This window comes from Arthrobacter sp. B1I2 (assembly GCF_030816485.1).
In the GTDB taxonomy this organism is placed as follows: domain Bacteria; phylum Actinomycetota; class Actinomycetes; order Actinomycetales; family Micrococcaceae; genus Arthrobacter.
In genome coordinates this window covers 674,737-700,495 of the sequence record NZ_JAUSYC010000001.1, presented here as the reverse complement: position 1 = coordinate 700,495, position 25,759 = coordinate 674,737, and the positions used below count along the sequence as shown (strand labels likewise).

Sequence of the window (25,759 nt, the reverse complement as noted above, 5' to 3'; positions counted from 1 at the left end):
CCTGTCCGCGGGGCCCACGCAACAGGTGGGCCCCGCGGACAGGGCCTGACCGATGGAGGTCACCATGGCACTATTCATCACTAAGCGCCTGCTGATGGCGCTGGCCACCGTGCTGGTGGTTGCGGTGCTGGCATTCATGCTGGTCCACGCAATGCCCGGCAGCCCGGGCGCCGTGTCCCTGGGCGCCGGCGCCACCCAGGAAGCCATCGATGAGGTGAACCAGAGGCTGGGCTGGAACGATCCGCTGTTCGCCCAGTTCTTCACCTGGCTCGGGTCCGCCCTTCAGGGCGACCTGGGCGTCTCGCTCATCGATGGCCGCTCGGTCAGCGCCGACCTTGCCAGCCGCCTGCCCGTCACCGCCTCGCTTGCTGCCGGCGCCACCGTCCTCAGCGCCGTCCTCGGCATCGCCCTGGGCGTCACCGCCGCCGTCCGCGGCGGCCTCCTGGACCAGGTAATCGGCGGCTTCGTCGGCCTCCTCGTTGCCCTGCCGGCCTTCTGGGTGGGCGTCCTCTTCGTGTACCTGTTCGCCGTCCAGTCCTCGGTCTTCCCTGCCACCGGCTATGTGCCGTTCGAGGTCTCCCCGCAGGACTGGGCGATGTCCCTGGCGCTGCCGGTGATCACCCTTGCCGTGGGCGGTGCCGCATTCATTGCCCGCCAGACCCGCGCCTCCATGCTCGAAGCGCTGCAGCAGGAACACATCCGCACACTGCGGGCCACGGCCACCCCCACCTGGAAAATCCTCTACATCCACGCCCTGCGCTACGCCAGCCTGCCCATCGTGGCCGGCATCGCCCTGCAGTTCATCGGCCTGTTCGGCGGCTCCGTGATCGCGGAGCAGCTGTTCGCCATGCCCGGCCTGGGCCAGGCCGTCCAGACCTCCGTCAGCACCCACGACGCACCCGCCGTCCAGGGCGTGGTGGTGATCGCCACCGTGGTGGTGGTTGCCGTCAACCTGGTGCTGGAGCTGGCCACCAAGTTCCTCGACCCGAAGTTGCGTGCCTCATGATCCCAACAGTTGCCCCGGCCCCCGCGGACGCGGACCAGGCAGGAAGTACGACGCCGGCAGCAGCGCCCGCGCCCAGCGCCGGCAAGGCGGCCATCACCAGGCTTTCCCGGCACCGGCTGCTGACCTCCCCGGGTGCCGTGGCCGGACTGATCTGGCTCGCGGCCATTGTCACCGCATCCCTGACCGCCCCGCTCTGGCTGCCCTTCAAGACCGAGGACCAGGACTTTACCGCGGTCCTCTCCGGCCCCACCGCCGCCCACTGGCTGGGGACCGACGAACTGGGCCGGGACATCCTCAGCCGCATCTTTGCCGCCGCAGCCGGAACCCTGGGGACGTCGATGCTCACGGTGATTGTCGGCGTCGGGCTGGGCACCATCCTGGCCATGCTTGCCGCCGGCGCCGGCGAACGGACCGAGGCCGTGATCAGCAGGGTCACTGAAATCATGATGTCCCTGCCGGGAACCGTGATCATCCTGGCCGTCATCGGTGCGGTCGGAACCAACATTCCGGTGGTCATGGCCATCCTGGGCATCCTGATGTCCGCCGGCATCTACCGGGTGATCCTGGGCCAGGCCAAGTCGCTGCAGTCCCAGCTCTACGTCGATGCGGCCAAGGTGGACGGTGTCGGCCCGCTGGGGATCAGCCTCCGCCATGTCCTGCCCGGACTGGCCAACACCATCGTGGTGCAGGCCGCGCTGATTTTCGCCGTCGGTATGCTCATCCAGGCCGGCCTGGCGTTCATCGGATTCGGGCCGCCCATCCCGCAGCCCAGCTGGGGCGGCATGATCCAGGGCGCCTCCCAACACGTCTACGACGCCCCCTGGCTGATGGTGCCCACCGGCGCCGTGCTCGCGTTGACGGTCCTGTCCGCCAATGCCATCGGCAACGCCCTCGGCAAGGCACCCAACGCCGCCGCCCCGCACCTGCCCTCCGCCGCGGCCCGCCGGCAGCGCGCCAAAGCAGTCGCCGCCATCGCCGCCGCGCCGGCTCCTGTCACCGAGGACGGCGCCGCGACGGGGACGCTCAGCGTCCGCAGCCTGTCGGTCGGCGTCGACAACGGTGTCCCGCTGGTCACCGACGTCTCCTTCGACGTCCAGCCCGGCACCGTCCTGGGCCTGGTGGGTGAATCCGGCTGTGGCAAGACCATGACCGCGCTGTCCCTGTTGGGCCTTCTGCCCTCGGGTGTAAGTGCCACGGGCGGCCGGATCCTGTGGAACGGCAGGAACCTGGCCGGGGCCACCGAGAAGGACATGGAAGCCATCCGCGGGCGGGAGATCGCGCTGATCAGCCAGGAACCCATGCGCGCCCTGGACCCGATGTTCACCGTGGGCTACCAGCTCACCGCCACCATCCGGCGGCTCCGCGGCATGGGCAGGGCCGAGGCCCGCAAGGAGGCGCAGAACCTGCTGGAGAAGGTGGGCATCGTGGACGCCGCCCGGATCCTGAAGACCTATCCGCACCAGATCAGCGGCGGCATGGCCCAGCGCGTGGCCATCGCCCTGGCGCTCTCCGGGCAACCGAAACTGCTGGTGGCGGACGAACCGACCACCGCCCTGGATGTCACGGTCCAGGCCGAAATCCTGTCCCTGCTCCGGACCCTGGTGAAGGACACCGGCATGTCCGTGGTGATGGTCACCCACGACCTCGGCGTGGTGGCGGACATCTGCGACCAGGTGGCCGTGATGTACGCCGGCCAGGTAGTGGAGAACGGCAAAACCTCCGCCGTCCTGGACCACCCCCGCCACCCCTACGCCCTGGCCCTGCTGGCGGCCGACCCGCACGCCAACCACGCAGCAGACATGCCGGAACGCCTTGCCACCATCAGCGGACAAGTGCCGCAGCCCAAGGACTGGCCCACCGGCTGCCGCTTCGCCGCCCGCTGCCAGTTCGCCGGCTCCGCCTGCACGGAACCCGTACCGCTGCTGCGCTCCGGCACCGGCGAAGGGCTGGTGCGGTGCGTCAAAGCGGACCAGCTGGCCGTTGAGGGCATGGACTGGCTGGCCACGGACGTGCCGGCCTCCCGCGTCCTGAAGGTCACCCCCAAGCAGAACCCGCCCGAACTGACCGGCATCGTCGAAAAGGACCTGGCATGAGCACCTCAGTCACCGAACGCCGCGGTTCCACCCTGCCCGCCGCCGCAACCCCCATGCTCGAGGTCAAGGACCTGGTGGTCCGTTACGGCCGGGGCCGCAGGGCAGCCGCCGCGCCGGCCGCCGTCGACCAAGTCAGCTTCAGCATCGCACCGGGCGAGACCGTGGGCCTGGTGGGGGAATCCGGCTCCGGCAAGTCGACCATCGGCAAGGCGATCCTTGGCCTGCAGAAGGTCTCCGGCGGCACCATCAGCTACCAGGGCAAGGACATCACCTCCGCCGGCGCCGCGCAGCGCCGGGCCCTGGGCGGGGAACTGCGGGCCGTCTTCCAGGACCCCAACTCCTCCCTCAACCCCCGGACCACCATTGGCACCTCGCTGGCCGAACCGCTCCGGCTCCGCGGCGTGTCCGCCGCGGAGGCACGGCAGCGCGCCGGGGACATGCTGGAACGCGTGGGCCTCCCGCGCGACGCCGTGGACCGGTACCCCAGCCAGTTCTCCGGCGGCCAACGGCAGCGCATCTCCGTGGCCCGCGCCCTGATCTGCGACCCCCAGCTGGTGGTCTGTGACGAGGCCGTGAGTGCCCTGGACCTCTCCACGCAGGCCCAGGTGCTCAACCTCCTGGCCGACCTCCGCGACGAACGCGGCTTAAGCTACCTGTTCATCGCCCACGACATCGCCGTGGTCCAGTTCCTCGCCCAGCGCGTGGTGGTGCTGTACCGAGGGCAGGTCATGGAAAGCGGACCTGCCGCTGCGGTCACCGGGAACCCGAAGCACCCCTTCACCCAGGCCCTGGTGGCGGCGTCCCCGGTGCCCCGGCCCGCGGAACAGGCGGAGCGCCGGGAAGCCCGCGAGTCGCTGGGCGTCCGCACCGGAGCGGCTGCTGTACCGGGGCCCGGCGGCTGCCCCTTCCGGCTCCGCTGCCCGCTGGCCACGGACCTCTGCGCCGCCGAACGGCCCGCGCTTCGGCGCGTGGGCGCCGCGGACGTCGCCTGCCACTACGCCTGAGTCCCTTTCACTCCTTCTTCAGAACGGAACACTTTCTCCATGACATCTGCCCCTTGGCTCGCCGCCATGATCTCGCCCGAGCAGGACTTCGACGGTGCCCCGCTGCTTCGGAAGGAGTTCACCCTTGAGGAGGGCCACGGCGCAGTGGTGAAGGCGACGCTGCGGGCCACCGCCTTCGGCGTCTACGAGGCATCCATCAACGGCGTTCCGGTGGGCCCGGACGTGCTGAGCCCCGGCTGGAGCTCCTACGAATGGCGGCTCCGCTACCGCAGCTACGACGTGACGTCCCTGGTGGGGCCGTCCACGGCAATCGGGGTGGAACTGGGCAACGGCTGGTACCGCGGCAGGCTCGCCTGGCACGGCATGTCCAACCTCTACGGCAGTGAGCTGGGCTTTTTCGGCCAGCTGGACATCGGGTTCGCGGACGGCCACGTGCAGTCGGTTGCCTCGGACACCACCTGGCTGGCAGGCCCCTCAACCACCACCTCCAACGACCTCTACGACGGGCAGACCATTGACGCCCGCCGCCTTCAAAGGGGCTGGGCGGAGCCCGGCTTTGCCCCCGGCGCTGCCTGGACGGGCGTGCGCAAGGTGGCGTTCGACGTCGACCGGCTGGCTGAGCCGGTGGGCCCGCCCGTGGTGCGTGCCGGCGTCGTGCGTCCCGTGGAAATCTTCACCTCGCCAAGCGGCAGGACGCTGGTGGACTTCGGCCAGAACCTGGTGGGCTGGCTGCGGTTCACCGTCCGGGGCGAGGCTGGCCGGATGATCACCGTGCGGCACGCCGAGGTCCTGGAAGACGGCGAGCTGGGCGTCCGCCCCCTGCGCTCCGCCAAAGCCACGGACACGTTCATCCTGTCCGGGGGCCAGGACGTTTTCGAGCCCACCAGGACCTTCCACGGCTTCCGCTACGCTGAAATCGCCGGCTGGCCGGGAACCCTGGCGGAAGGTGACCTCGAAGCCGTGGTGGTCCACTCCGATTTGAACCGCATCGGCACCTTCGAATGCTCCAACGAACTGGTGAACCAGCTGCACCGCAACATCGTCTGGGGGCTGCGGGGCAACTTCCTGGACCTGCCCACGGACTGCCCGCAGCGGGACGAGCGGCTCGGCTGGACGGGCGACATCGGCGTGTTCGCCCCCACCGCCGCCTACCTGTACGACGTCAAGGGGTTCCTGCAGGACTGGCTGCTGGACCTCGCCGCGGAGCAGAAGGCGCAGGACGGCCTGGTCCCGATTACCGTGCCGGACGCCCTGAAGTACTGCCCGCAACCGGCGGAATTCCCGGAGCCCGAGTCCTCCGCGCTGTGGAGCGAAGCCTCCGTCTGGGTGCCGTGGGCCTTGTGGGAGGCCTACGGCGACATCAGCGTGCTGGAGAACCAGTTCGACTCCATGGCCTCGCACACCCGCCGGGTGGAGGGCCTGCTCTCGCCCACCGGGTTGTGGGACTCCGGTTTCCAGTTCGGCGACTGGCTGGACCCGGACGCCGCGCCCGACCAGCCGTGGGCAGCCAAGGCGGACACCGGCGTGGTGGCCACCGCCTGCATGTACCGGACGGCACGCATCACCGCGCAGGCTGCACGCCTGCTGGGGAAGCACGACGACGAAGCGTACTTTGAGGCACTCGCCGCCCGGGTGCGTCATTCCTTCGCCGAGCACTACGTGGCAGCCGACGGCACCATCTTCAGCGACTGCACCACCGTTTACGCACTGGCTCTCGCGTTCGACGTGCTGGACACTCCGGAGTTGCGGGAGTTTGCAGGGAACCGGCTTGCGGATCTGGTCCGGGACAACAACTATCGGGTGTCCACGGGGTTCGCCGGGACGCCGTTCATCACCCACGCGCTCACCGACACCGGCCACGTGGACGAGGCCTACCGGCTGCTGCTGGAGGAGGGCTGCCCGTCCTGGCTCTACCCGGTAACCATGGGTGCCACCACGGTCTGGGAACGCTGGGACTCGATGCTCCCGGACGGCACCATCAACCCCGGCGAAATGACCAGCTTCAACCACTACGCCCTGGGCGCAGTGGCGGACTGGATGCACAAGGCCATCGGCGGCATCCGCCCGCTGGAGCCGGGGTATGCGAAGGTTCTCATCGCGCCGCAGCCGGGGGAGGGGATCCACTGGGCCAGGACGTCGCTGGAGACTCCGCACGGTGAGGTCCGGGTGGAATGGAGGCTCGACGGCGGGGAGTTCCGGCTGGAGGCGACCGTCCCCGACGGAGTGGCGGCCGACGTCGTGCTTCCGGACGGTGCGCGGCAGACCATTGAGGGCGGGACACACAGCTTCAGCGCGTCTGCGGACTCGGCCATCCCCAGCCGGGTATAGGGGCTTCCACCTCTGGATCGCACTGTTGCTGCATGGTACTTTGACCGTCTTATGTCGCTTGCCGGAAGCTATCCAGGAGGAGTGCCAGCTTATGAGTGATACCAATCCCGCCGGAAACATGGATGTCGTGGACATCCTGACCAGCGATCACCAGGAAATGATTGCGTTGATCGGGCAAATCAAAGGCACCACCGATGAAAGCCAGCGCAGGGACCTGGCGGACACCCTGATCGCGGAGGTCATGCGCCATGCCGTTGCCGAGGAAATGTACGTCTACCCGGCCATCGAGGACCACGTGCCCGACGGCCATGACGAAGTGGAACATGACAAGAAGGAGCACCAGGAAATCGTCAAGCTGATGAAGCGCTTGGAGAAGGTGGAACCTTCAGAGGCGGGCTTCATGGACCTGGTCAATGAGCTTGAGGCACAGCTGAGCCACCATGCCAACGACGAGGAATCCGATCAGTTCCCGAAGCTCCGCCTGCACATTCCCCGTGAGAAACTCGTCGACATCGGCGAAAAGGTGCAGCGGGCGAAGAAGCTGGCGCCGACCAGGCCGCACCCGAGTGCACCGCATTCCGAGTTGTTCCACAAGACCGTGGGGCCAGGCGTCGGCATGGTGGACCGGATCCTGGACAAACTCACCGGCAGGCACACGGACTCGTAGAGGAGACCGGCGCGTTTCGCGGGTGCCGCCCCCGGCACGGGTCTGCGAGGATGAGCGAAAGATCATTCCCAGGAGGACTCATGCCCTACACCGTGGATTTCAAGAACGTGTCCACCGTTGGTCTGGAATCGTCGCCGGTGGCGGAGCCGCTTGCAGGGCTGCGCGCCAACGAGGCGCGCTACTACAAGAACAAATACGACCACGACTTCACCGTTGTCCCAGCAGAAGATGCTCCGGATGTGCTCGAGTACGTGAACAACATCCTCAAGTCGGAGCGGAACCTGGTCATCGCCGCCAAACCCCTGGAAGTCTCTTCCTTCGAGGTGGACGGGCTGCGGATGGCCTACGTGTTCTATGAATCGGGCCTGTCCATCAATGTCATGTACGGCATCGAAGAGGGTGGCAAGCGGGCTGTGGGCTTCAAGCTCTCCGACGGCATGGACGTTCCGGAGGAGCTGGCGTCCAGCTTCAAGTTCGCGCGGCAGAAATCGAAGCTCGCCGGCACCATCCGCGGCTCCTACTTCGTGATCAAGGGGCAGTACTGAGCCGGGCCGGCGTCAGACGCTGGTGTAGCCGCCGTCCACCAGGTAGTAGCCGCCGGTAGAGAACGACGCCTCATCGGAGAGCAGGAAGGCCACCATGTGGGCGACCTCCTCGGCCGTGCCCAGGCGGCCCAGCGGATGCTTGGCGATCAGGCCGCTCCGGGCCTCCTCGTTCAGGTTCTTGTCCAGCAGCGGGGTGGCGATGTAGCCGGGGCCAACGGAATTGATTCGAAGGCCCTGGGCGCCGTACTCGGCGGCAGCGTTCTTAGTCAGTCCCACCACACCATGCTTGGCGGCGGTGTAGGCACTGCTTTGCGGCGCGGCGACTGCGCCGTGGATGGAGGCCATGTTGACGATGGCACTTTCATGCGCGCCGGCGTCGAGCATGGCGGGAATCTGGTACCGCATGCCGTACAGCACCCCGTTGAGGTTGATGCCGATGACCTTGTCCCAATCGTCCAGGTCCAGCTCTCCGGTGGGGGCCTGCTTGCCGCCGATGCCGGCGTTGTTCACTGCGTAGTTCAGCTTGCCGTAGGTGTCCACGGCAAACCGGACAGCCTTTTCGTTATCCTCCCTGACTGCCGTGTTGCCCTGCAAAGCCACCGCCGTTCCGCTGGCCTGGCTGATGTCGTCGGCCACGCGCTGGGCAGCCGCCAGGTCCAGGTCCAGGACCACAACCTTGGCGCCCTTGGCCGCCAACTCCTTTGAGGTGGCCTCGCCGATCCCTGAACCGCCGCCGGTAACCAGTGCAACCCTGTCCGTGAACTGTGCCATGCCTGAATCCTCGATTCCGGATCCGCCGCTTCCGCCGGACCCGCTAGTGTCTGTAAACCGGTGCGCAGGAGGTCTTCCCGCACTGCTTGTACAACCACGTCGGGGCAGAACGCATTCCTGACCAGCCCAAACGCTTCCGGCCCTACCCCTGCGAGTGCGTCCTGAGGCCGGTGCTCGTCTGCGCCTGGTACCCCAGGTTCCGGGAGACGGCGCGGGCGGCGGCCCGCACGGCCGGGGCCAGCACGTTTGGGGGAGTGGACCCGTCCGGAACCACGATGGACAAGGACGCCACCACGGAGCCCTGGGCATCAAAAATTGGGGACGCCACGGAGACGGTGCGGGACGGCAGGCTGCGGCGGATCATAGCGATGCCGGTGCGCCGCACGTCGGACAGGGTGCGTCGGAGCTGGCCCTCCGGCATCTCGGACACCCCGGGCTCGTTTTCCGGCGGCCGCTTCAGGATGGTCTCCTGGAACTGCTGGTCCGCCCCGGCCAGCAGCACCAGCCCGATGGCCGTGGACCGCAGCGGCGCCCGGCCGCCCACCCGGTAGGCCACCTCGGTGGCGTCCTTCGCGGACAGCCGCTCGATCAGCACCGCCTGTTCGTTGTCCCGCACGGCGAGCAGGACGTGGTGCCGCGTGACCTCGAAAAGGTCCTCCAGGTAGGGCAGCGCGATTTCCCGCACCCCGTGCCCGCGGGGCGACAACGACGCGACCTCCCACAGCCGCACCCCCACCACGTAGCGGCCGTCGTCGAGCCTTTCCAACGCGCCCCAGGCCACCAGACGCGCGATCAGCCGCAACGCCGTGGGCGCCGGCATGTCCGCGTACCGTGCCAGCTCGGACAGGGTCAGTGCCCGGCGCCGGTCCGAAAAAACAGCGAGCAGGCTGAGGGCGCGGTCGACGACCGGTTCGCCCTGTTTGGGCCGCTTTCCGCGGGCGGGCGGGGTGTCCGTTTCCGGAGTGGCAGTCATGGCAGGAGTTCCTAGCGCCGTTGATGGATCCATGGCTCGCAGTGAGCTGAACCACAATACTATTCCAACTATTGAAAGCCCCCTGTGGGGGACGGGTCGTGGCGCAGGAAGCTTGAACTCCCAGCCACCGCACTCCAGGAGTCCTGCCGCATGACCGCCCCCACCCGGCTCCGGGCCGAGCACCTGTCCGAGGCGATGGGCCTGACCGTCCGGGAGCCCAGGCTCAGCTGGACACCGGCCGCCGGAACCACCAGTCAGGCGGCGTACCGCGTCACGGCCAGCAACGGCTGGGACACCGGCAAGGTGGAGTCAGGAGCGAGCAGCGGCATCCCGTACAGCGGCCCGGCGCTGCATTCGAGGGACCGGTTCGAGTGGCGCGTCCGCACCTGGAACACCGGCGCCGACGGCGGGGTGACGGCCGGCGGTTGGTCCGGGCCGATGCCGGTCGAGCTGGGCCTGCTGGACGCCGCGGACTGGACGGCGCAGTGGATCGGGCCCGAGGAGCCGGAGGTGCCGGCGCCAGGAGAGCGTCCCGGATATGCCTTCACCAAAAGCTTCACGCTGGATGCGGCCCCGCACAAGGCCCGCGCCTACGCCACCGCCCACGGCATCTACGAACTCTTCATCAACGGCCGCCGCGTGGGTGACCAGCAGCTCACCCCGGGCTCCACCAGCTACAACACCACCCTCCAGGTCCAGGCCTATGACATCACCGGGCTCCTCCGCGCGGGCACCAACACCGTCAGAGCGATCCTCAGCGACGGCTGGTACCGCGGCACCTTCGGATACACCCGCGACGCCGACATGTACGGCACGCACACAGCCCTCCTGGCGCAGCTGGAGATGGAGTCCGGGGCGGGCAGGCAGGTCATCGGCACCGATGCGACCTGGCAGGTGTCCGCAACGGAGATGCTCCGCGCCGACCTTATGGGCGGCCAGTGGGTGGACTTCCGGATGTACGACGGCGGGAGGGCGCCTGTGGCGGCCGGCGCACCGCAGCCGCGTCCCGCCGTCGTACGTCCCGGCAGCTTCAATGCACTGACTGGCTCCCTGGCCCCACCCACCCGGGTGACGCAGGAGCTGGCCCCGGTGTCCATAACGCGCCTGCCCGGCGGCAGCCAGGTGGTGGACTTCGGCCAGAACATCCACGGCTGGATCCGGCTCACCAGGCTCGGGCTGCCGGGCGAAACCGTCACCCTTGAATACGGCGAAGCCCTTGGGAAGGGCGGCGACGTTACCCGGGACCACCTGCGGCCCCTCGATTTCCGGACTCCGGGTGCCCTCCGTGATGCGGGTCAGGTGGACACCGTCATTTCGTCCGGCGCCCCGGGCGAGGTTTTCGAACCCCGGCACACCACCCACGGGTTCCAGTACGTCTCCGTCCAGGGGCTCAGGGAGGATCTGCAACCCGGGGACATCACCGGTTGCCTGGTCCGGACCGACCTGGAGCGCATCGGCACCTTCCGCTGCAGCGATGAACGCCTGAACAAGCTCCAGCACATTGTGGAATGGAGCTTCCTGGACAACTCCTGCGAGGTCCCCACCGACTGTCCGCAGCGCGAAAAGGCCGGCTGGACCGGGGACTGGCAGCTGTTCGTTCCCACCGCCGCGTACCTGTACGACGTCACCGGCTTCTCCCGCAAGTGGCTGCGGGATGTCCGCGCGGACCAGTGGGACAGCGGAGTCATTGCCAACATCTCGCCCACGCCCGGCCCCGCTGTTACCTCCGCCGAGTTCATGGGTTTCACCAACGGATCCTCCGGCTGGGGGGACGCGATCGTGATGGTGCCGTGGGAGTTGTACCTGGCCACCGGAGATGCCTCGCTCCTGGCCGAGAACTGGGACGCGATGAACCGCTGGCTGCGCTTTGTCCGGACCACCGCGGAAACGCAGCGGCACGCCACCCGGGTGGCCGCAAGCCCCGCCCCTGCGCCGCACGAGGAGTACCTCTGGGACACCGGCTTCCACTTCGGGGAGTGGATGGAACCGGACGGGCCGGAGCCGGACCTGTTCGCCGCCCGCAGCGCAGACCACGGCATCGTGGCTACGGCCTACTACCGGCACACCACGGACTTGATGGCCCGCATCGCCGGTGTCCTGGGGCTGGCTGGGGAGGCAGCGGAACTGGCGGTGCTTTCGCTCCGGATACGGGACGCGTGGGAGACGGAATACCTCAACCCTTCCGGCCACGTCACCCAGGCCAGCCAGGCCAACTGCGTCCGCGCCCTGGCCTTTGACCTGGCCGGCCCACACCACCGCGCCACCGTCATGGCGCAGCTGGTGGAACTGATCCGGGACGCCGGCACCCATCTGGGCACAGGCTTCCTGGCCACGCCCTACCTGCTCCCGGTCCTGGCCGACAACGGCGAGCTGGGCCTGGCCTACGAACTGCTGATGCAGGACACCGAGCCGTCCTGGCTGGCCATGGTAGACCGCGGCGCCACCACTGTGTGGGAACTGTGGAACGGCATCGACGCCCGCGGTACCGCGCACCAGTCGCTCAACCACTACAGCAAGGGCGCCGTGGTGTCCTTCCTGCACCGCTACGCCGCCGGACTGCGGCAAGCACCCGGAAGCGCGGGCTGGGAGCGGATCATCATCGAGCCGTGCCCGGGGGCCGGCCTTACTTCCGCTTCCACCTCCCATCACGGGCCGCACGGCCTGGTCGAGGTGCGATGGACTGCGTTGGAGGGGGCAACGTCTGAGGGGATACAGGACGACGGCGTGCTGACGCTCACTGCCACGATCCCCCCGGGCACCACGGCGGAGGTGCTGCTGCCCGGCCAGCCGGCCGCCGTCGTCGGACCCGGACACCATACTTTCCTTGCCGGAACCGGTGGGGACACCGCACAACCTGAGCTGATGAGGAGCACACTATGACAGTGGATGACGCTACCGACGTACTTGACCCGTCCCGCCCGGACGTATCCCAGCCCGGAGGCAGGGAGGTTCCGCCCTTCCCGGTCTTTGACGCGCCCGGGACACCGGAGCCGGCCGGCGACGTGTCCGTGGTCCACCGCGAGGTGACGTATGCGCGGGCCATCGGGTTCCGTCCGCTGAAGATGGATATCTGGCTGCCGCGCCAGGCGTCCGGGCCGGTGCCGCTGGTGCTGTGGGTGCACGGCGGTGCCTTCCAGCTGGGCGACCGCCGCGAACTGCCGCCCACGTTCGCGCCCGGCTCCGTGTTCCGGCTGCTCAACGAGGCCGGCATCGCCTGCGCCACGGCTGACTATCGGCACTCCCTCGAAGCGCCCTTCCCGGCGCAGCTCCACGACCTCAAGGCCGCTGTCCGCTACCTCCGGGAATTCGCGGCTGACCTCAACATCGATCCGGACCGTATCGGCGCCTGGGGCGAATCCGCCGGCGGCCACCTGGTGGCGCTCCTTGGACTCACCGGCAACCGCCCCGACCTTGAGGGTGGACTCGGTGCGCAGGGGCACCCGAGCAGCGTCAGCGCCGTCGTCGACTTTTACGGGGTTTCCTCGCTGGTGGACATCCCGCCCATGCAGCGCCCGGACGGCCTCTTTCCGCCCGCGTTGACCGCAGCTGTCCCGCCGGGGATGCCGCTGCAGCCCGAATACATGCTGGTGGGCGGATCGGATGACCCGGAACTGCTGGCCGCGGCCAGCCCGGTCAGCTACGTGGCCGCTGATGCCGCGCCGTTCCTCCTGGTCCACGGCGACAGCGATGGCCTGGTCCCGCACTCGCAGACCGAGCTGCTGGCCGCCGCGCTCGCCAACTCCGGCGTCGAGCACCAGGTGGTGACCATCACGGGCGGTGACCACTGCTTCTTTGGAGCTGAGGACCAGATGGACACCATCCTGGACACCGCCGTCGACTACTTCTCACGGAAGCTGGGAACACCATGACACCCCGAACTGAACCAGCTGCGGCATCCGCCGACGCCACGGAAACCGCGGGACAGGGCGAGGCATCGGCCGCGGGTTTCGCCGAATACCTGGCCAGCCCGGAGGGGCCGCAGTTCCTGAACCCGGACGCCGTGCGCTCGCCGGGCCCGGATGTCCCCATCCGTACCGCCACCGCCGACGGGCGGCACGGGCCGGTGGCCATCCGCATTTACGGCGAGCCGGCAGGCACGGACAGCCCCGCACTGGTGTGGCTGCACGGCGGCGGTTTCGTCAGCGGCAGCGTGGACACCCCCGAATCGGACTACCTGGCACGGGTGCTCGCCAGCCGGGGGACGCCGGTGCTGTCCGTGGACTACCGGCTGGCACGGGACGGCGTGTCCTTCCCCATTCCGCACGACGACGCACTGGCCGGCTGGTTCTGGGCCCGGAAGAATGCCGTATCACTGGGACTGGATCCGGAGCTGCTCTGCCTGGGCGGTGCCGGTGCCGGCGGCAACCTGGCCGTGGGGGCCGCGCTCTACCTGATTGACGCCGGCAAGCCGCTGCCGGCCAGGCTCCTGCTGGCCTATCCCTTCCTGCACGCCGAACTCCCGCCGCCGGCCGGGGGACTGGACCAGGAGGTCATGGCCGGGCTGCCGCGGCATCTGCGGTTCACGCTGGAGGACTGCATCCGCACTGCCGAAAACTACGTGGGCGGGCCGGTCAGCATGGCACCGTCCTACGCCATGCCGGGCTACGCGGACCCTGCCGGGCTTCCGCCCACGGCCCTGCTTGCCTGCGAGTACGACGACGCCCGCGGCTCAACGGAGCAGTTCGCCGCGGCTTTGGAGCGGGCCGGGGTACCGGTCTCCTACTTCCTCGCCGAGGGCGCGGTGCACGGCCACCTCAACCACACCGCCGGCCTTCCCGAGGGGCAGCAGGCCCTGGATTTCCTGGCCAAGGAACTGGCGGCGGCGCGGCGGGCGTGATGCCTCCGGCGTCCCCAGCGCTGCCGCCGGTCACCTGACTTAGCAGGGCACCTGACTTAGCCGGGAGCCGGGCTGCTTTCACCGGCAGGGTGGCTGCTGGACCAGATATCGCCCATCTCCTCGGTGGACTGCTCCACGATCCTGCTCATGGCGGCGTGCGCGGCGCCTGCCTGGCCGCGTTGGATGGCGCTGGCCACATCGACGTGCAGTTGCAGTGCCTCATGGTCCGGGAGATGCGGCATCAGGCCGTGCTGGGTCCGCCCCGCCAGCACTTCCGCCACGAGTTTATGCAGCTGCGAGAACATGAGGTTGCCGGACGCGTTGAGGACCGCGGCATGGAATTCGATATCCAGGCGCAGGAAATCGTCCTGGTCTCCCCGCTGCCCGGCGGCCCAGAGCCGGGCGGCCATGGACACAAGGTCGCTGGCCTCATCCAGTGAGGCGCGTTCGGCGGCAAGCCGGGCGGCCTGCGGCTCAATGGCGCCGCGCAGTTCGTTCAAGGACTGCAACTGTTCCAGCCGCTTGGCCGATGCCAGCCGCCACCGGATCACCTGGGGGTCATAAAGGTTCCAGCTGGCTTCGGGCTGCACCACCGTGCCGAGGCGCCGGCGCGACTCCAGCATTCCCATGGAGGACAGGACACGGGTGGCCTCCCGGATCACGGAGCGCGACACTTTGTGCTGCGCCTCCAGCTCATCCAGCCGAAGGATTGAATTCGGTGCCAGTGTTCCCTCGGCAATGGCGAGTCCCAGGTTGTCGACCAGCGATGAGTGCAGGTCAGGGGACAACGCCGCCTTTGGGATGGTCATGAATAAATCATATGGGGGGACAGCAAGGTCTTGTATATGTCTGCGTTATTTGTTTATGCTCGCTGAACACAGCAGACGTAAAGAGGCGTTTGCAACCGGCCCGCGGAGCGGCGGGCCCTGAAGGCAAAGGGAGTCGTAATGAAGCGGCGTTCGATTGTGAAGTACGCGGCAGTTGCCGCGGCGATGTCGCTGGGGCTGACCGCCTGCAGCGGCGGTGGAGGCGGCAGTGACCAGGCGAAGGAGTCCGGGACCGTCCGCGTCACCCTGGCCAACCACGTCTGGACAGAGGGCATCAAGTCAGCCATTCCGGAGTTCGAGAAGTCCAGCGGGCTCAAGGTGGAGCTGACCCAGCTCGGCGAGGACCAGCTCTCGGACCAGTACAACGTCAAGCTCAACGCAGGCAGCGATGAGATCGACGTGATGATGTACCGCCCGCTGCAGGAAGGCAAGGCCTTCGCCAAGAACGGTTACCTGGCGGACCTGACCAAGAACGTCTCTTCGGACTCGGGCTGGGACTGGAAGGACTACCAGGAGGGCCCGGTCAAGGCCACCACCGTTGACAGCAAGGTGGTGGGTGTTCCGATCATCACCGAACGCGAAGTCCTGTACTACCGCAAGGACCTGCTGCAGGCCGCAGGGCTCCAGGTACCCAAGACCATGGAGGAACTGGAAGCGGCAGCCAAGGCCATCAAGGCTTCCTCTCCTGACACCGCCGGCTTCGTGGCCCGCACCGGCAAGTCCGCCGCAGTGACCCAGTTCTCCAGCTTCCTGTACAGCTTCGGCGGTGACTTCATGGACTCCAGCGGCAAGGCCTCCGTCAACACCGATGCCGCCAAGAAGGCCTACGCCTACTACGGCGGCCTGATCCGCAACTACGGTCCTGCCAACGTCAGCACGGACATGAGCTGGCCGGAGGCGATGGCCATCTTCACCCAGGGCGGTGCCGCCTTCTACACCGAGGCCGATTCGCTCTACAAGAACGCCACCGACCCCGCGAAGTCCAAGGTTGCGGACAAGGTGGGATTCGCTGCGCTGCCCGCCGGCCCCGCCGGTTCCAAGCCGTACAACATCCCCTCCTGGGCGCTGGGCGTGAACCAGAACTCCAGCAACCAGGACAACGCCTGGAAGTTCATCCAGTGGGCAACGAGCAAGGAACGCACCCTGGCAGCCCAGAAGGCCGGCGTCCCCGGCCCGCGCACGTCCGTCTGGTCCAACCCTGACGGAACCTCCACCTATCCCAAGGACCTCGCCGAGGCGATCTCCGCCAGCGCCAAGAACGGTGTGGGCCACGACCGGCCCGAGGTTGTCACCGTGGGCAAGGCGCGCGAAATCGTGGGCGCGCCGATCGTCGCCACCATCACCGGCGCAGACGCCGCCGCGGCGGCCAATGACGCCCAGACTGCTTTCCAGACCTTCCTGGACAGCGAAAAGAAGTAGGACGCCAGGCGCCGTCACGGCGCCACAACGTCCCGCCGGGACGGCCCATGGCCGCCCCGGCGGGGCCAACTTCACCCCCAAACTCCTTAGGTGAACCATGTCTGTTTTGAACCCTCCCCGCAGCGCCCGCACCCGCCGCCCGGGTGGCCCCGCCGGTGCCGGGGGGAGCTTTTCCGCCTGGGCCAACCGGCACCGCAAGTGGCTCTTCGCGGCACCGGCCATGATCTTCGTCGGCGTCCTGATCGTCTTTCCCCTTGCCTGGACCGTGTACCTCAGCCTGACCGATTCCCAGGGCTCCGTCCGGGCTGCCACGGATTTCATCGGGCTGCAGAACTACATCACGGTCCTCAGTGATACCGAGCGTTTCTGGCCCGCCGTGGGCCGCACCCTTGCCTTCACCGGCGTCGCACTGGCGTTCGAGGTGGTGCTTGGGATGGGCGTCGCGCTGCTCCTGTGGCGGCCCTTCCGGGGCGAAAAGTGGGTCCGGGTGGCCATCCTGCTGCCACTGGTGGCCACCCCCGTGGCTGTCGGCATGATGTGGCGGCTGATCTTCGATCCCAACATCGGTTTCGTCAACCAGCTCCTGGGCATGGTTGGCATCCCGCCCCAGCCGTGGCTGTCCGGGCAGGACACTGCCTTGGGCACCACCATCTTCATGGACGTGTGGCAGTGGACCCCCATGGTGGTCCTGATCCTGCTGGCAGGCCTGACGTCGCTCTCCGATGAACCGGACGAGGCCGCCCGCGTGGACGGCGCCAACGCCTTCCAGCGGTTCTTCTTCATCACCCTGCCCCTCATGATGCCCACCGTGATCGTGGCCATCCTGCTCCGCGGGATTGATGCCCTGAAGACCTTCGACATCCTCTACGCCACCAAGGGCAAGGGCGGCGGCTCGTTCCACGAGGTGGAAACGCTGAACGTCTATGCCTATGGGCTGAGCTTCGACTACAACCAGTACGGGCTCTCCTCGGCAGTGCTGATCCTGTTCTTCATGATCATCATCGGCTCGATGTGGCTGCTCACCATGCGCAGGAAAGCGGTAAGCAAATGACCGTCATGACAGATTCCGCCGCCACCGCCGCGGACAACCGGCGCCCGCGCCGCCGCAAGCCGCTGGCCACCCGCGCCTACAAGGTCTTCCGGGTAGCGGCCCTCATCCTTGTGGTGCTGTTCCTGCTCGCGCCGCTGTTCTGGATGCTCCTGGCCTCGCTGAAGACCAACGTGGACATCTACGACACCGGCAAGGCCTTCCTGTTCTCGCCCACCATCGAGAACTACGCGAATGTGCTGCAGCGCAACAACTACTTTGTCTTCGTCATCAACAGCTTCTGGGTGGCCTTCGTCTCCACGGCGCTGTCGATCGTCCTCGGCGTCCCGGCGGCCTACGCCATGAGCCGGTTCACCATGCACCGCTCAGCGCTGGTGGTCCTGATGGCCCGCGTCATCCCCGGCGTCTCGCTCCTGGTGCCCTGGTACTACGTCTTCTCCAACCTGCGCATGGTGGGGAAGTTCGAGGTGCTGATCCTCAGCCACATGTTCGTCGCCCTGCCGCTGATCGTGTACATCATGATGAGCTACTTCGACTCACTGCCGCTGGAGCTGGAGGAATCAGCCGAGGTGGACGGGCTTACTCCAATTGGAGCCTTCCGGCTGATCACGCTTCCGCTGTCGGTGTCCGGCATCGCCACCGCAGGCATCCTGTCCTTCATCTTCTCGTGGAACAACTTCATGTTCGCGCTGGTGCTGTCCGGCGCGAAGACCAAGACCCTGCCGGTGGCGATCTTCGACTTTGTCTCCTACGCCAGCATCGACTGGGGCGGGCTCATGGCCGCGGCGACCGTTGTCACCATCCCCATCATGATCATTGCGCTCTTCACGCAGAAGTACATCGTCTCCGGCCTGACCGCCGGCGCCACCAAGGGTTAGGAACCGCCGCGTGACTGTCATCAGCCGGATCGAAACATTCCTCGTTCCACCCCGCTGGCTCTTCGTCCGGATCGAGACGGACAGCGGAATCGTGGGATGGGGCGAGGCGACCTGCGAAGGCCGCAGCGAAACGGTGCGCGCCGCCGTCGGGCAACTTTCCGAACTGCTCATCGGCAGGGACGCCCTCCGGATCGAAGACCACTGGCAGGTGATGACCAAGGGCTCCTTCTACCGTGGCGGGCCCATCCTGGCCAGCGCCGTCTCCGGCCTGGACCAGGCACTCTGGGACATCGCCGGCAAGCACTTCAACACCCCCGTGCACCAGCTCCTGGGCGGCCACGTCCGGGACCGGATCCGCATGTACGGCTGGGTGGGCGGCGATGAGCCGAACGAGGTGGCGGACCAAATCAGCGCCCAGCTGGAGGTGGGCCTCACCGCCGTCAAAATGAACGCCAGCGGACGGATGAGCCCGGTGGCTTCGGTGGCAGAGATCGACGGCGTCATCCGCCGTGTTGCCGCGGCCCGGCAGGTCCTGGGCGACCACCGGGACGTGGCCGTCGACTTCCACGGCCGCTTTACCCTGGCCAACGCCAGGCGCGTGGCCCCGTTGCTGGAACCGTTCCGGCCCTTCTTCCTTGAGGAACCCGTGGTGCCCGAAAACACCCACCTGCTCCGGGAATTCACCTCATGCACCACCACACCGGTGTCCACGGGGGAGCGGCTCTACAACCGGCAGGAGTTCCTGCCCGCGCTGCAGGCAGGGATAGCGGTGGCGCAGCCGGACCTCTCGCACGCCGGCGGCATCACCGAGGTCCGGAAGATTGCCTCGCTGGCGGAGGTCTACGAAGTCCAGCTGGCGCCGCACTGCCCGCTGGGGCCCCTGGCGCTCGCCGCCTGCCTCCAGGTGGGATTTGCCACCCCCAACTTCCTCATCCAGGAACAGAGCATCGGCATCCATTACAACCAGGGCGCAGAAGTCCTTGACTACGTGGTGGACAAGACGCCTTTCAAGTTCGTGGATGGCCACATCGAGCGGCTCACGGGGCCCGGACTGGGCATCGAAATCGACGAGGCCGTGGTCCGTGCCGCGGACAAGCGCGGTCACGCCTGGCGCGGCCCGGTATGGCGCCACCCCGACGGATCCTTCGCAGAATGGTGAACCCTATGACTATCCAAAACCCAGCCGTTACTGCCGCCAGCCTGCTCGAGGGTATCCGGCAGGCGCGCCTTGTCGGCATCGTGCGCGGGAACGACGGCGGTGCTGCCGCCAAGGCCGCGCTGGCCGCGATGGAGGAAGGCTTCCAGTACGTGGAGATCGCCCTCACCACGCCCAACGCGCTGGAGGCAATCCGCGAGGTCCGCGCGGCTGCCCCTGACGGCTGCCTGGTTGGAGCAGGCACCGTGATGACTCCGGCCGACGTCGAACAGGTCACCGCTGCCGGCGGCCAGTTCATCGTCACTCCCTCCCTGGCCCCCTCGATCAGTGAAGCAGCAAAGGCCGGAATCCCGGTCCTGGCCGGTGCGCTGACCCCCAGCGAGGCCTATGAAGCGATGGAACGCGGCGCCACCGCCATCAAACTCTTCCCGGCATCGATCGGCGGCCCCGGCTACCTCAAAGCCGTCCGGGATCCCTTCCCGGACATCCCCTTCATCGCCGTTGGCGGCGTGGGGCTCAGCGAAGCCACGGGATATTGGGAAGCCGGCGCCATCGCCGTTGGCCTGGGCGGGCCATTGTTCGGGAAGGCAGCCTCCGGCGGCGACCTTTCCGGAATGCGTGAGCGCGCCCGCAGTTTCCTGGGCCTCGCCGCCGGGTTCGCAGCCCGTGCCGGAACCGGGACGCAGATATGACGGCTGCTGCCGTGCCCGGCTCCGCGGGACGCAACCCCGCCGAACACCAGGTGGACCTGCTGACCTTCGGCGAGTCCATGGTCTCGCTCCGTTCCACCGGCCCCCTGGCGTCAGGCGGAACCCTGAACATGCAGGTGGCGGGGGCGGAATCGAATGTTGCCATCGGCGTCGCACGGCTTGGCCACACGTCGGCCTGGGCCGGGGTGGTGGGCGCGGATCCGCACGGTGAGTTCATCCTCAAACAACTGCGGGGCGAGGGTGTCCAACTGCACCACAGCGTGCATCCGGAACGGAGCACCGGGGTGATGTTCCTGGAACAGCGCACCGCCGATCTCAGCAGGGCCTTCTACTACCGCGCCGGGTCTGCCGGGTCCACCATCTCCCGCGGCCACGTTGCCGCCGCGCTGGATGGCGGCGCCCGGATCCTGCACCTGACCGGCATCACCGCGGCGCTCAGCGTGGAGGCCCGGGATGCCGTGGAATACGCTGCGGAACGGGCTGCGTCCGAAGGGCTGCTGGTCTCCCTCGACGTCAACTACCGGAGCAAGCTTTGGTCCCGGGACGAGGCGAGGGCCCTCCTGGGCCCCTTGGCCCGGCATGCCGCCATTGTCATCGCGTCCGACGACGAACTGGACCTGATCGCCCCGCCGCAGGAACGGAACGGGGCGGCAGGGCAAGCAGCCGCTGCCGCCGGCGAGCCTGCCCGCGGAGAGGCCGCTGACGATGCTGAGGCGTGCGCCGCCAGGGCATTGCTGGGCGCCGGAGTCAGCGAAGTGGTGGTGAAGCGCGGTGCTGCGGGCGCAGCAGTCTACACAGCGGAAGGCCGCCTTGAAGCGCCGGCCGTCCCCGTGACCAGCGTGGACACCGTGGGGGCGGGGGATGCGTTTACCGCCGGCTACCTTTCGGCGCTGCTCGACGGCGGTGACGTTGCCGGCCGCCTGAAGCGCGGCATCCTGGCCGGCGCTTTCGCCGTCAGTACCCGTGGCGACTGGGAAGGGCTGCCCCGCCGCGACGAGCTTGCCCTGCTCGACGCCGCCAGAGGCAGCACCCAACGCTGACCCTTGCCCGTCAAACCCCACACTTTCCGCACTTCCTGCCGTCCCCGACCCGAAAGCCAGCCATGAGAATCATTGCCGCCGATGTGTTCGTTACCAGTCCCTCGCGGAATTTTGTGACGCTCCGGATCACTACCGAGGATGGTGTGACCGGTATTGGTGATGCCACGTTGAATGGCCGTGAGTTGGCTGTTGCGGCGTATTTGAGGGAGCATGTGGCGCAGTTGCTGGTCGGTAAGGATGCGCACCGGATTGAGGATACGTGGCAGTTCCTGTACCGGAGCGCGTATTGGCGGCGGGGGCCGGTGACGATGGCCGCGATTGCTGCGGTGGATATGGCGTTGTGGGATATCAAGGGCAAGATGGCCGGGATGCCGGTGTACCAGCTGCTCGGTGGGGCGTCGCGGAACGGGTTGCGCGCGTACGGGCATGCGTCGGGTGCTGATCTTGAGTCGCTGTTTGATTCGGTCCGGGAGCACCTGGAGCTGGGGTACAAATCGATCCGGATCCAGACGGCCGTTCCCGGGATCAAGGCCGTGTACGGGGTGGCGGCGCAGGCGCAGGCCTCGGGGGAGCGGTATGACTACGAACCCGCCGGGCGTGGGGCGTTCCCGCTGGAGGAGGACTGGGACACCCGGGCGTACCTGCGGCACCTGCCCACGGTGTTTGAGGCGGTGCGGAACGAGTTCGGCCCGGAGATCCCGTTGCTGCATGACGGGCACCACCGGATGACGCCGATCCAGGCTGCGAAGCTGGGCAAGGCGCTGGAGCCGTATGACTTGTTCTGGCTGGAGGACTGCACGCCGGCGGAGAACCAGGAGGGCCTGCGCCTGGTGCGCCAGCACACCACCACCCCGTTGGCGATCGGGGAGATCTTCAACACCGTGTATGACTTCCAGACGCTGATCAAGCAACAGTTGATCGACTATGTGCGGGCCGCGTCCACGCATTTCGGCGGGATTTCCCCGTTGAAGAAGGTGATGGACTTCGCCGCGCAGTACCAGATCAAGTCCGGTTTCCACGGGCCCACGGATATTTCCCCGGTGGGCTTCGCGGCGCAGTTGCATGTGGGCCTGGCGATCCATAACTACGGGATCCAGGAATACATGCAGCACTCGGTCAAGACGAACGAGGTCTTCGAGCAGTCCATGACGTTCACCGACGGCTACCTGCACCCGGGCGAGACGCCGGGCATCGGCGTCGAATTCAACGAAGAAGCCGCCGCAGCCTACCCGTACCAGCAGGCCTACCTGCCCTACAACCGCCTGGTCGACGGCACCGTCCACGACTGGTAAGACAGGCCACGACTGGTAGCGCCCTGTTTTCTGAATAGCAGAAAGATGTCTTGAAAGTCCTTTTGTTTATCGAGGCGGTGCGGGCGGGCGAGCTTATCGACCTGCTTAGGTTTTGTTGCCGGTGAGGGCGAGGCCTCCGCCGAGGCCGATCATCATGACTCCGCCGCCGGCGCTCATGCGGGTGAGGCGTTTCGGGTTGCGGGCGAACCAGGCGCGGGCGAGTTCCGTGTCACGGCATTTATCCCCTACCTAACAGACGTTGACTCCCATGGGGAGATATGAACGATGCGGATGCTTGCCACTCTGACAGGCCCCGAGTAATTGCACTAACTACCTTCAACCGCGACCACGCCGTATTGGACGTTGTCCAGGCCGGCGCCAGCGGATACCTGCTGAAGAGCGCGGAACCGGAATTCCTGCTTGCAGCAATAAGAACCGTTCATTCCGGCTACTCGGTCATAGCGCCGGGATCGGTACACTCACTGTTCGAGCACGCCGCCAGCCGCGGTCCGAGCAGGGGACCGGACCTCTCGGTCCTGGACGTCCTCTCGGTCCGTGAACGGGACGTGTTTCTCCTGGCCGCCAAAGGCCTCAGCAACAGGGACATGGCCGAAGCCTTGTTCGTTTCCGATGCCACAGTGAAAACACATTTGCGTAGCGTCCTCGACAAACTGACTTTGCGTACCAGGCTGCAGTTAATCGCGTTCGCTCACGAACACAGACTCCTCGGAGAGTGACTGTGCTCGGAGCCAGCCGCCCAAAGACGGGCGAGGCACCCTCCAGTTAAAGAAGCAGCCGGATAGATCTTGGGGCGCCCGATGGAGGATCCTTCTGCGGGACGCTTCGAAAGTAATTCAGCTGGCAGTCGGATCCTCGTCGTTCGTGACACCCTCGATCCAGTCCACAGCATCGTCGGAAAGCTCGGGGCCGTCTGCTGATTCGCTGGCCCACCACCTGGAATCGGTGGTGCCGCCCGCAGCCGCCATGATGCCGGCGACTACTTTCGGCGGCAGTGGCTCGCCGTTGTGTTCAATGAGCCAGTCGCGGGTTTCGGCGTCGAGCAAAGGCCACCACGCTTGGATATCCATCAACACAGCATTCCACCGAGGAGGCCGTGGGTACATAGTCCACCCTGGACCATTCCCCGTCGGGCCACCTGACTTGCACGACGGCGGACACCGCACCCTCGTCCATGAACAGCTGGACCGGCATCCACCCGGTACGAGGTGACAGCTTCATGGCCGCCTGCGGCACATGGGGAAGGAGCACTGGACCGGGCCCGCGCCGGTCCGGGCCGCCGCGGCCTATTCCCCGATGCCCCTAGGAGTATTTGAGGCTTAGTATCAGGGCCTTGAGCTGTGCGTACTGCTCCGTGACCATCCATTCTTTCGCCCCCTGGCGGCTGTTGAACGCCGAGCGGGTGGCCAGGGTGGCGGGCTGGTCGACAAATATGACCTGGTTCACTGACCCGCCGTTTCCCATCACGAGCAACGTGCAGTGCGACCCGACGTCACCCTCCTGAAGATTGCGGCGGTTCATGACCGCCATGGCGTACTGGTCTTGACTGCCGATGCGTTCCACGATGAATCCGAACAGCGGCGTGCTGCCATCAACCTCCGTCATGCCTGGGACGGCTGCCTCATCGAGCACGGTACGGCTGACAGGTCCCGCCGTGCAGCCGATCCCGTCCGCGCCGCTCGCAATCCTGAACAGGTCAGCGCCGGTTCCGTCCGAGACAATCGCTTCAACGGGCTGGAACCCGGGCCCCTCCCGGCCCGGGCCCCGCTGCGTCCTCACGGACCACGAAGCCGGGTAGGAGAAGGACATGTGCCCATCAGGGAAGGTGAACGAGGCCAGTGCTGGCTGGACCGGCGCTGCAGGCTGGGCCGGAACTGCAGGTGCAGGCTCCGCGGGCGCGGACGGGGAAGCGGGCTGGACAGGAGCCTCAGCGGAGGGCGCAGCTGATGACGGAGCAGCTTCAGCGCTCGGTGTACCAAGAGCAACCGGCGGCGATGATGTGGTGGCCCATGATGCGGGAGCCGTTTTTTCCGCGGCCGCATTCTCTGCTGGCTGAGGCCCGCAGGCCGAAAGGACAAGGCTGATGGCGACGCCTGCGACAGTCACGGCGCCATAAAGGCCGAATCGGTTTGAAGTCATGATTTTGAAGCCCCCAAGAAAGCGCTTTTGCGCGCGGCATCTGCCGTGTCTCGCCCCTGAACAATCAGGGCACGGGCATTAGTCACAGATTAGCGCTGAATCGTTGTCCTGACAGCGCTTTTCCAGGCAGGACCACAATAGATAAATAACGGAAATCCGCTGCCCTGCGGCAATTTTGCGGGTTCGTGCGGCTACTCCGCCGCGCCCCACAGCGCTTTGCGGAGCAGCCGCTTCAACTCGTGCGACTCCTCGACGGAAAGTCCGGCCAGTTGCTTTAGCTCCGCCTCGTCCATGGCCGCGCGTGCCTTGGTGTGCATCTTCCGTCCCTCGGCGGTGGAAACGATGATCTTGGCGCGCCGGTCCTGTTTCCCCTGCGCCCGCTCCACCAGTCCGCGCCGCTCCAGGTCATCCACCAGCGTCACGACCTGGCTGGGGTCCAGGCTGAGGAAATCCGCCAGTTCCCGCTGCGTCGGCTCCAGCCCGCTGCATGCCAGCGTCAGGACGGAGAAGGAGCGCTCGCGCAGGCCGAAGTCCGCCAGCGCCTTGTTGTTTAGGATCGAACCCGCGGCATGCAGCTTGGCCAGCAGCAGGCCGACATCACTGCCGATTCTGGCGGCGCGACATGGGCTACCGGGACCAGGAAGGCTTCCTGTTCGTTTCGGACCGGCTCAAGGACATGATCATCTCCGGCGGGGAAAACATCTACCCGGCCGAGGTGGAAGCCGTTATCGCGGAGCACGGTGCCGTCAGCAGCGTGGCGGTCATCGGCGTCAGCGACGACAACTGGGGCGAGGTTCCCCAGGCGATCGTGACCCTCCGGGAAGGCGAATCCCTGACGGAGGAGCAGCTGCGCAGCTTCCTCGACGGCCGGCTTGCCCGCTACAAGATCCCCCAAGTCGCTGGTGGTGGTGGCGGATATGCCGCGCACGGCCAGCGGCAAGATCCGGAAGATGGAGCTCGGCAAGCAGCTCCATTGATAACTCCAACGGGCCAGTGTGGTTCCGCCGT

Annotated in this window: 23 protein-coding genes and 2 pseudogenes; 18 read left to right on the top strand and 7 right to left on the bottom strand. The window is 67.2% G+C overall.

The window, feature by feature from the left end:
- Positions 1-52 precede the first annotated feature (52 nt).
- The 6 genes from QFZ57_RS03230 to QFZ57_RS03205 all read left to right on the top strand — a co-directional run bounded on the left by QFZ57_RS03230 (position 53) and on the right by QFZ57_RS03205 (position 7,643).
- Complete coding sequence (locus QFZ57_RS03230) at positions 53-1,006, top strand: ABC transporter permease (protein WP_306897914.1); 954 nt, start codon at positions 53-55, stop codon at positions 1,004-1,006.
- The gene (locus tag QFZ57_RS03225; protein ID WP_306897912.1) at positions 1,003-3,099 is read left to right on the top strand and encodes a dipeptide/oligopeptide/nickel ABC transporter permease/ATP-binding protein; all 2,097 of its coding nucleotides are present in this window, start codon (positions 1,003-1,005) and stop codon (positions 3,097-3,099) included. Before QFZ57_RS03230 ends, QFZ57_RS03225 begins: the two co-directional genes overlap by 4 nt.
- A complete protein-coding gene (locus QFZ57_RS03220; protein WP_306897910.1) occupies positions 3,096-4,103 on the top strand; it encodes an oligopeptide/dipeptide ABC transporter ATP-binding protein in 1,008 nt (335 codons plus the stop codon). Before QFZ57_RS03225 ends, QFZ57_RS03220 begins: the two co-directional genes overlap by 4 nt.
- Before the next feature lie 39 nt (positions 4,104-4,142).
- Positions 4,143-6,431: a family 78 glycoside hydrolase catalytic domain gene (locus tag QFZ57_RS03215; protein ID WP_306897907.1), complete on the top strand. Its 2,289-nt coding sequence runs from the start codon at positions 4,143-4,145 to the stop codon at positions 6,429-6,431.
- A 91-nt stretch (positions 6,432-6,522) separates the two neighbouring features.
- Positions 6,523-7,098 (top strand): hemerythrin domain-containing protein, encoded by a 576-nt coding sequence (locus QFZ57_RS03210; protein ID WP_306629018.1) that lies wholly within the window; start codon positions 6,523-6,525, stop codon positions 7,096-7,098.
- An 80-nt stretch (positions 7,099-7,178) separates the two neighbouring features.
- Positions 7,179-7,643, top strand: a complete 465-nt coding sequence (locus QFZ57_RS03205) for a phage tail protein (protein ID WP_306897902.1) — start codon at positions 7,179-7,181, stop codon at positions 7,641-7,643.
- A gap of 12 nt (positions 7,644-7,655) precedes the next feature.
- Here the strand turns inward: QFZ57_RS03205 and QFZ57_RS03200 are convergent, their stop codons facing one another.
- Complete coding sequence (locus QFZ57_RS03200; protein ID WP_306897900.1) at positions 7,656-8,414, bottom strand: SDR family NAD(P)-dependent oxidoreductase; 759 nt, start codon at positions 8,412-8,414, stop codon at positions 7,656-7,658.
- Between the two features lie 142 nt (positions 8,415-8,556).
- Positions 8,557-9,387, bottom strand: a complete 831-nt coding sequence (locus QFZ57_RS03195; RefSeq protein ID WP_306897898.1) for an IclR family transcriptional regulator — start codon at positions 9,385-9,387, stop codon at positions 8,557-8,559.
- Between the two features lie 150 nt (positions 9,388-9,537).
- Here QFZ57_RS03195 and QFZ57_RS03190 point away from each other — a divergent pair, with 150 nt between their 5' ends.
- Genes QFZ57_RS03190 through QFZ57_RS03180 form a run of 3 tightly spaced genes read left to right on the top strand, consistent with a single transcriptional unit; the run spans position 9,538 to position 14,224 of the window.
- Entirely contained in the window at positions 9,538-12,267 is a 2,730-nt protein-coding gene (locus QFZ57_RS03190; RefSeq protein ID WP_306897897.1) for an alpha-L-rhamnosidase, read from the top strand.
- The gene (locus QFZ57_RS03185; protein ID WP_306897895.1) at positions 12,264-13,256 is read left to right on the top strand and encodes an alpha/beta hydrolase; all 993 of its coding nucleotides are present in this window, start codon (positions 12,264-12,266) and stop codon (positions 13,254-13,256) included. Before QFZ57_RS03190 ends, QFZ57_RS03185 begins: the two co-directional genes overlap by 4 nt.
- Positions 13,253-14,224, top strand: coding sequence for an alpha/beta hydrolase (locus QFZ57_RS03180; RefSeq protein ID WP_306629013.1), 972 nt, complete (start codon positions 13,253-13,255; stop codon positions 14,222-14,224). Before QFZ57_RS03185 ends, QFZ57_RS03180 begins: the two co-directional genes overlap by 4 nt.
- Positions 14,225-14,280: 56 nt before the next feature.
- Here the strand turns inward: QFZ57_RS03180 and QFZ57_RS03175 are convergent, their stop codons facing one another.
- Complete coding sequence (locus tag QFZ57_RS03175) at positions 14,281-15,033, bottom strand: FadR/GntR family transcriptional regulator (protein ID WP_306629012.1); 753 nt, start codon at positions 15,031-15,033, stop codon at positions 14,281-14,283.
- A 138-nt stretch (positions 15,034-15,171) separates the two neighbouring features.
- Here QFZ57_RS03175 and QFZ57_RS03170 point away from each other — a divergent pair, with 138 nt between their 5' ends.
- The 7 genes from QFZ57_RS03170 (at position 15,172) to manD (ending at position 22,594) form a co-directional block, all read left to right on the top strand.
- The gene (locus QFZ57_RS03170; RefSeq protein ID WP_306897892.1) at positions 15,172-16,470 is read left to right on the top strand and encodes an ABC transporter substrate-binding protein; all 1,299 of its coding nucleotides are present in this window, start codon (positions 15,172-15,174) and stop codon (positions 16,468-16,470) included.
- A gap of 97 nt (positions 16,471-16,567) precedes the next feature.
- Positions 16,568-17,521 carry a carbohydrate ABC transporter permease gene (locus QFZ57_RS03165; RefSeq protein WP_306629010.1) on the top strand — a complete coding sequence of 318 codons (954 nt, stop codon included), beginning with the start codon at positions 16,568-16,570 and terminating at the stop codon, positions 17,519-17,521.
- The gene (locus tag QFZ57_RS03160; RefSeq protein ID WP_306629009.1) at positions 17,518-18,396 is read left to right on the top strand and encodes a carbohydrate ABC transporter permease; all 879 of its coding nucleotides are present in this window, start codon (positions 17,518-17,520) and stop codon (positions 18,394-18,396) included. Before QFZ57_RS03165 ends, QFZ57_RS03160 begins: the two co-directional genes overlap by 4 nt.
- A gap of 10 nt (positions 18,397-18,406) precedes the next feature.
- Positions 18,407-19,555 carry a galactonate dehydratase gene (gene dgoD, locus QFZ57_RS03155; protein WP_306629008.1) on the top strand — a complete coding sequence of 383 codons (1,149 nt, stop codon included), beginning with the start codon at positions 18,407-18,409 and terminating at the stop codon, positions 19,553-19,555.
- Between the two features lie 5 nt (positions 19,556-19,560).
- On the top strand, positions 19,561-20,244 hold the full coding sequence (locus tag QFZ57_RS03150) for a bifunctional 4-hydroxy-2-oxoglutarate aldolase/2-dehydro-3-deoxy-phosphogluconate aldolase (RefSeq protein ID WP_306629007.1): 684 nt from the start codon (positions 19,561-19,563) through the stop codon (positions 20,242-20,244).
- Positions 20,241-21,302 (top strand): sugar kinase, encoded by a 1,062-nt coding sequence (locus tag QFZ57_RS03145; protein WP_306897888.1) that lies wholly within the window; start codon positions 20,241-20,243, stop codon positions 21,300-21,302. Before QFZ57_RS03150 ends, QFZ57_RS03145 begins: the two co-directional genes overlap by 4 nt.
- 62 nt (positions 21,303-21,364) lie before the next feature.
- Positions 21,365-22,594 (top strand): D-mannonate dehydratase ManD, encoded by a 1,230-nt coding sequence (gene manD, locus QFZ57_RS03140; protein ID WP_306897886.1) that lies wholly within the window; start codon positions 21,365-21,367, stop codon positions 22,592-22,594.
- Between the two features lie 105 nt (positions 22,595-22,699).
- On the opposite strand, the pseudogene QFZ57_RS03135 reads toward manD, so the two are convergent.
- A pseudogene (locus QFZ57_RS03135) lies at positions 22,700-22,813 on the bottom strand (LysE family translocator); the annotation flags it as partial.
- A gap of 137 nt (positions 22,814-22,950) precedes the next feature.
- On the opposite strand from QFZ57_RS03135, the gene QFZ57_RS03130 reads away from it, so the two are divergent.
- Positions 22,951-23,331 carry a LuxR C-terminal-related transcriptional regulator gene (locus QFZ57_RS03130; protein WP_306897884.1) on the top strand — a complete coding sequence of 127 codons (381 nt, stop codon included), beginning with the start codon at positions 22,951-22,953 and terminating at the stop codon, positions 23,329-23,331.
- Positions 23,332-23,448: 117 nt separating this feature from the next.
- Here the strand turns inward: QFZ57_RS03130 and QFZ57_RS03125 are convergent, their stop codons facing one another.
- The 3 genes from QFZ57_RS03125 to QFZ57_RS03115 form a co-directional block, all read right to left on the bottom strand.
- The gene (locus tag QFZ57_RS03125; protein ID WP_306897883.1) at positions 23,449-23,682 is read right to left on the bottom strand and encodes a hypothetical protein; all 234 of its coding nucleotides are present in this window, start codon (positions 23,680-23,682) and stop codon (positions 23,449-23,451) included.
- 232 nt (positions 23,683-23,914) lie between these two features.
- Positions 23,915-24,421: a hypothetical protein gene (locus QFZ57_RS03120; RefSeq protein ID WP_306897880.1), complete on the bottom strand. Its 507-nt coding sequence runs from the start codon at positions 24,419-24,421 to the stop codon at positions 23,915-23,917.
- Positions 24,422-24,942: 521 nt separating this feature from the next.
- Positions 24,943-25,359: a MarR family winged helix-turn-helix transcriptional regulator gene (locus tag QFZ57_RS03115; RefSeq protein ID WP_373461293.1), complete on the bottom strand. Its 417-nt coding sequence runs from the start codon at positions 25,357-25,359 to the stop codon at positions 24,943-24,945.
- A gap of 11 nt (positions 25,360-25,370) precedes the next feature.
- On the opposite strand from QFZ57_RS03115, the pseudogene QFZ57_RS03110 reads away from it, so the two are divergent.
- Positions 25,371-25,728 (top strand): annotated as a pseudogene (locus QFZ57_RS03110) (AMP-binding enzyme); the annotation flags it as partial.
- Positions 25,729-25,759: the final 31 nt, after the last annotated feature.

Coding starts and splice junctions, on each gene's coding strand:
- QFZ57_RS03210 (WP_306629018.1), top strand. CDS start 6,523: ATGAGTGATACCAATCCCGCCGGAAACATGGATGTCGTGGACATCCTG.
- QFZ57_RS03205 (WP_306897902.1), top strand. CDS start 7,179: ATGCCCTACACCGTGGATTTCAAGAACGTGTCCACCGTTGGTCTGGAA.
- QFZ57_RS03195 (WP_306897898.1), bottom strand. CDS start 9,387: ATGACTGCCACTCCGGAAACGGACACCCCGCCCGCCCGCGGAAAGCGG.
- QFZ57_RS03120 (WP_306897880.1), bottom strand. CDS start 24,421: ATGTCCTTCTCCTACCCGGCTTCGTGGTCCGTGAGGACGCAGCGGGGC.
- manD (WP_306897886.1), top strand. CDS start 21,365: ATGAGAATCATTGCCGCCGATGTGTTCGTTACCAGTCCCTCGCGGAAT.
- QFZ57_RS03215 (WP_306897907.1), top strand. CDS start 4,143: ATGACATCTGCCCCTTGGCTCGCCGCCATGATCTCGCCCGAGCAGGAC.
- QFZ57_RS03185 (WP_306897895.1), top strand. CDS start 12,264: ATGACAGTGGATGACGCTACCGACGTACTTGACCCGTCCCGCCCGGAC.
- QFZ57_RS03225 (WP_306897912.1), top strand. CDS start 1,003: ATGATCCCAACAGTTGCCCCGGCCCCCGCGGACGCGGACCAGGCAGGA.
- QFZ57_RS03145 (WP_306897888.1), top strand. CDS start 20,241: ATGACGGCTGCTGCCGTGCCCGGCTCCGCGGGACGCAACCCCGCCGAA.
- QFZ57_RS03160 (WP_306629009.1), top strand. CDS start 17,518: ATGACCGTCATGACAGATTCCGCCGCCACCGCCGCGGACAACCGGCGC.
- QFZ57_RS03200 (WP_306897900.1), bottom strand. CDS start 8,414: ATGGCACAGTTCACGGACAGGGTTGCACTGGTTACCGGCGGCGGTTCA.
- QFZ57_RS03170 (WP_306897892.1), top strand. CDS start 15,172: ATGAAGCGGCGTTCGATTGTGAAGTACGCGGCAGTTGCCGCGGCGATG.
- QFZ57_RS03230 (WP_306897914.1), top strand. CDS start 53: ATGGAGGTCACCATGGCACTATTCATCACTAAGCGCCTGCTGATGGCG.
- QFZ57_RS03165 (WP_306629010.1), top strand. CDS start 16,568: ATGTCTGTTTTGAACCCTCCCCGCAGCGCCCGCACCCGCCGCCCGGGT.
- QFZ57_RS03175 (WP_306629012.1), bottom strand. CDS start 15,033: ATGACCATCCCAAAGGCGGCGTTGTCCCCTGACCTGCACTCATCGCTG.
- QFZ57_RS03180 (WP_306629013.1), top strand. CDS start 13,253: ATGACACCCCGAACTGAACCAGCTGCGGCATCCGCCGACGCCACGGAA.
- QFZ57_RS03190 (WP_306897897.1), top strand. CDS start 9,538: ATGACCGCCCCCACCCGGCTCCGGGCCGAGCACCTGTCCGAGGCGATG.
- QFZ57_RS03220 (WP_306897910.1), top strand. CDS start 3,096: ATGAGCACCTCAGTCACCGAACGCCGCGGTTCCACCCTGCCCGCCGCC.
- QFZ57_RS03125 (WP_306897883.1), bottom strand. CDS start 23,682: ATGGATATCCAAGCGTGGTGGCCTTTGCTCGACGCCGAAACCCGCGAC.
- QFZ57_RS03150 (WP_306629007.1), top strand. CDS start 19,561: ATGACTATCCAAAACCCAGCCGTTACTGCCGCCAGCCTGCTCGAGGGT.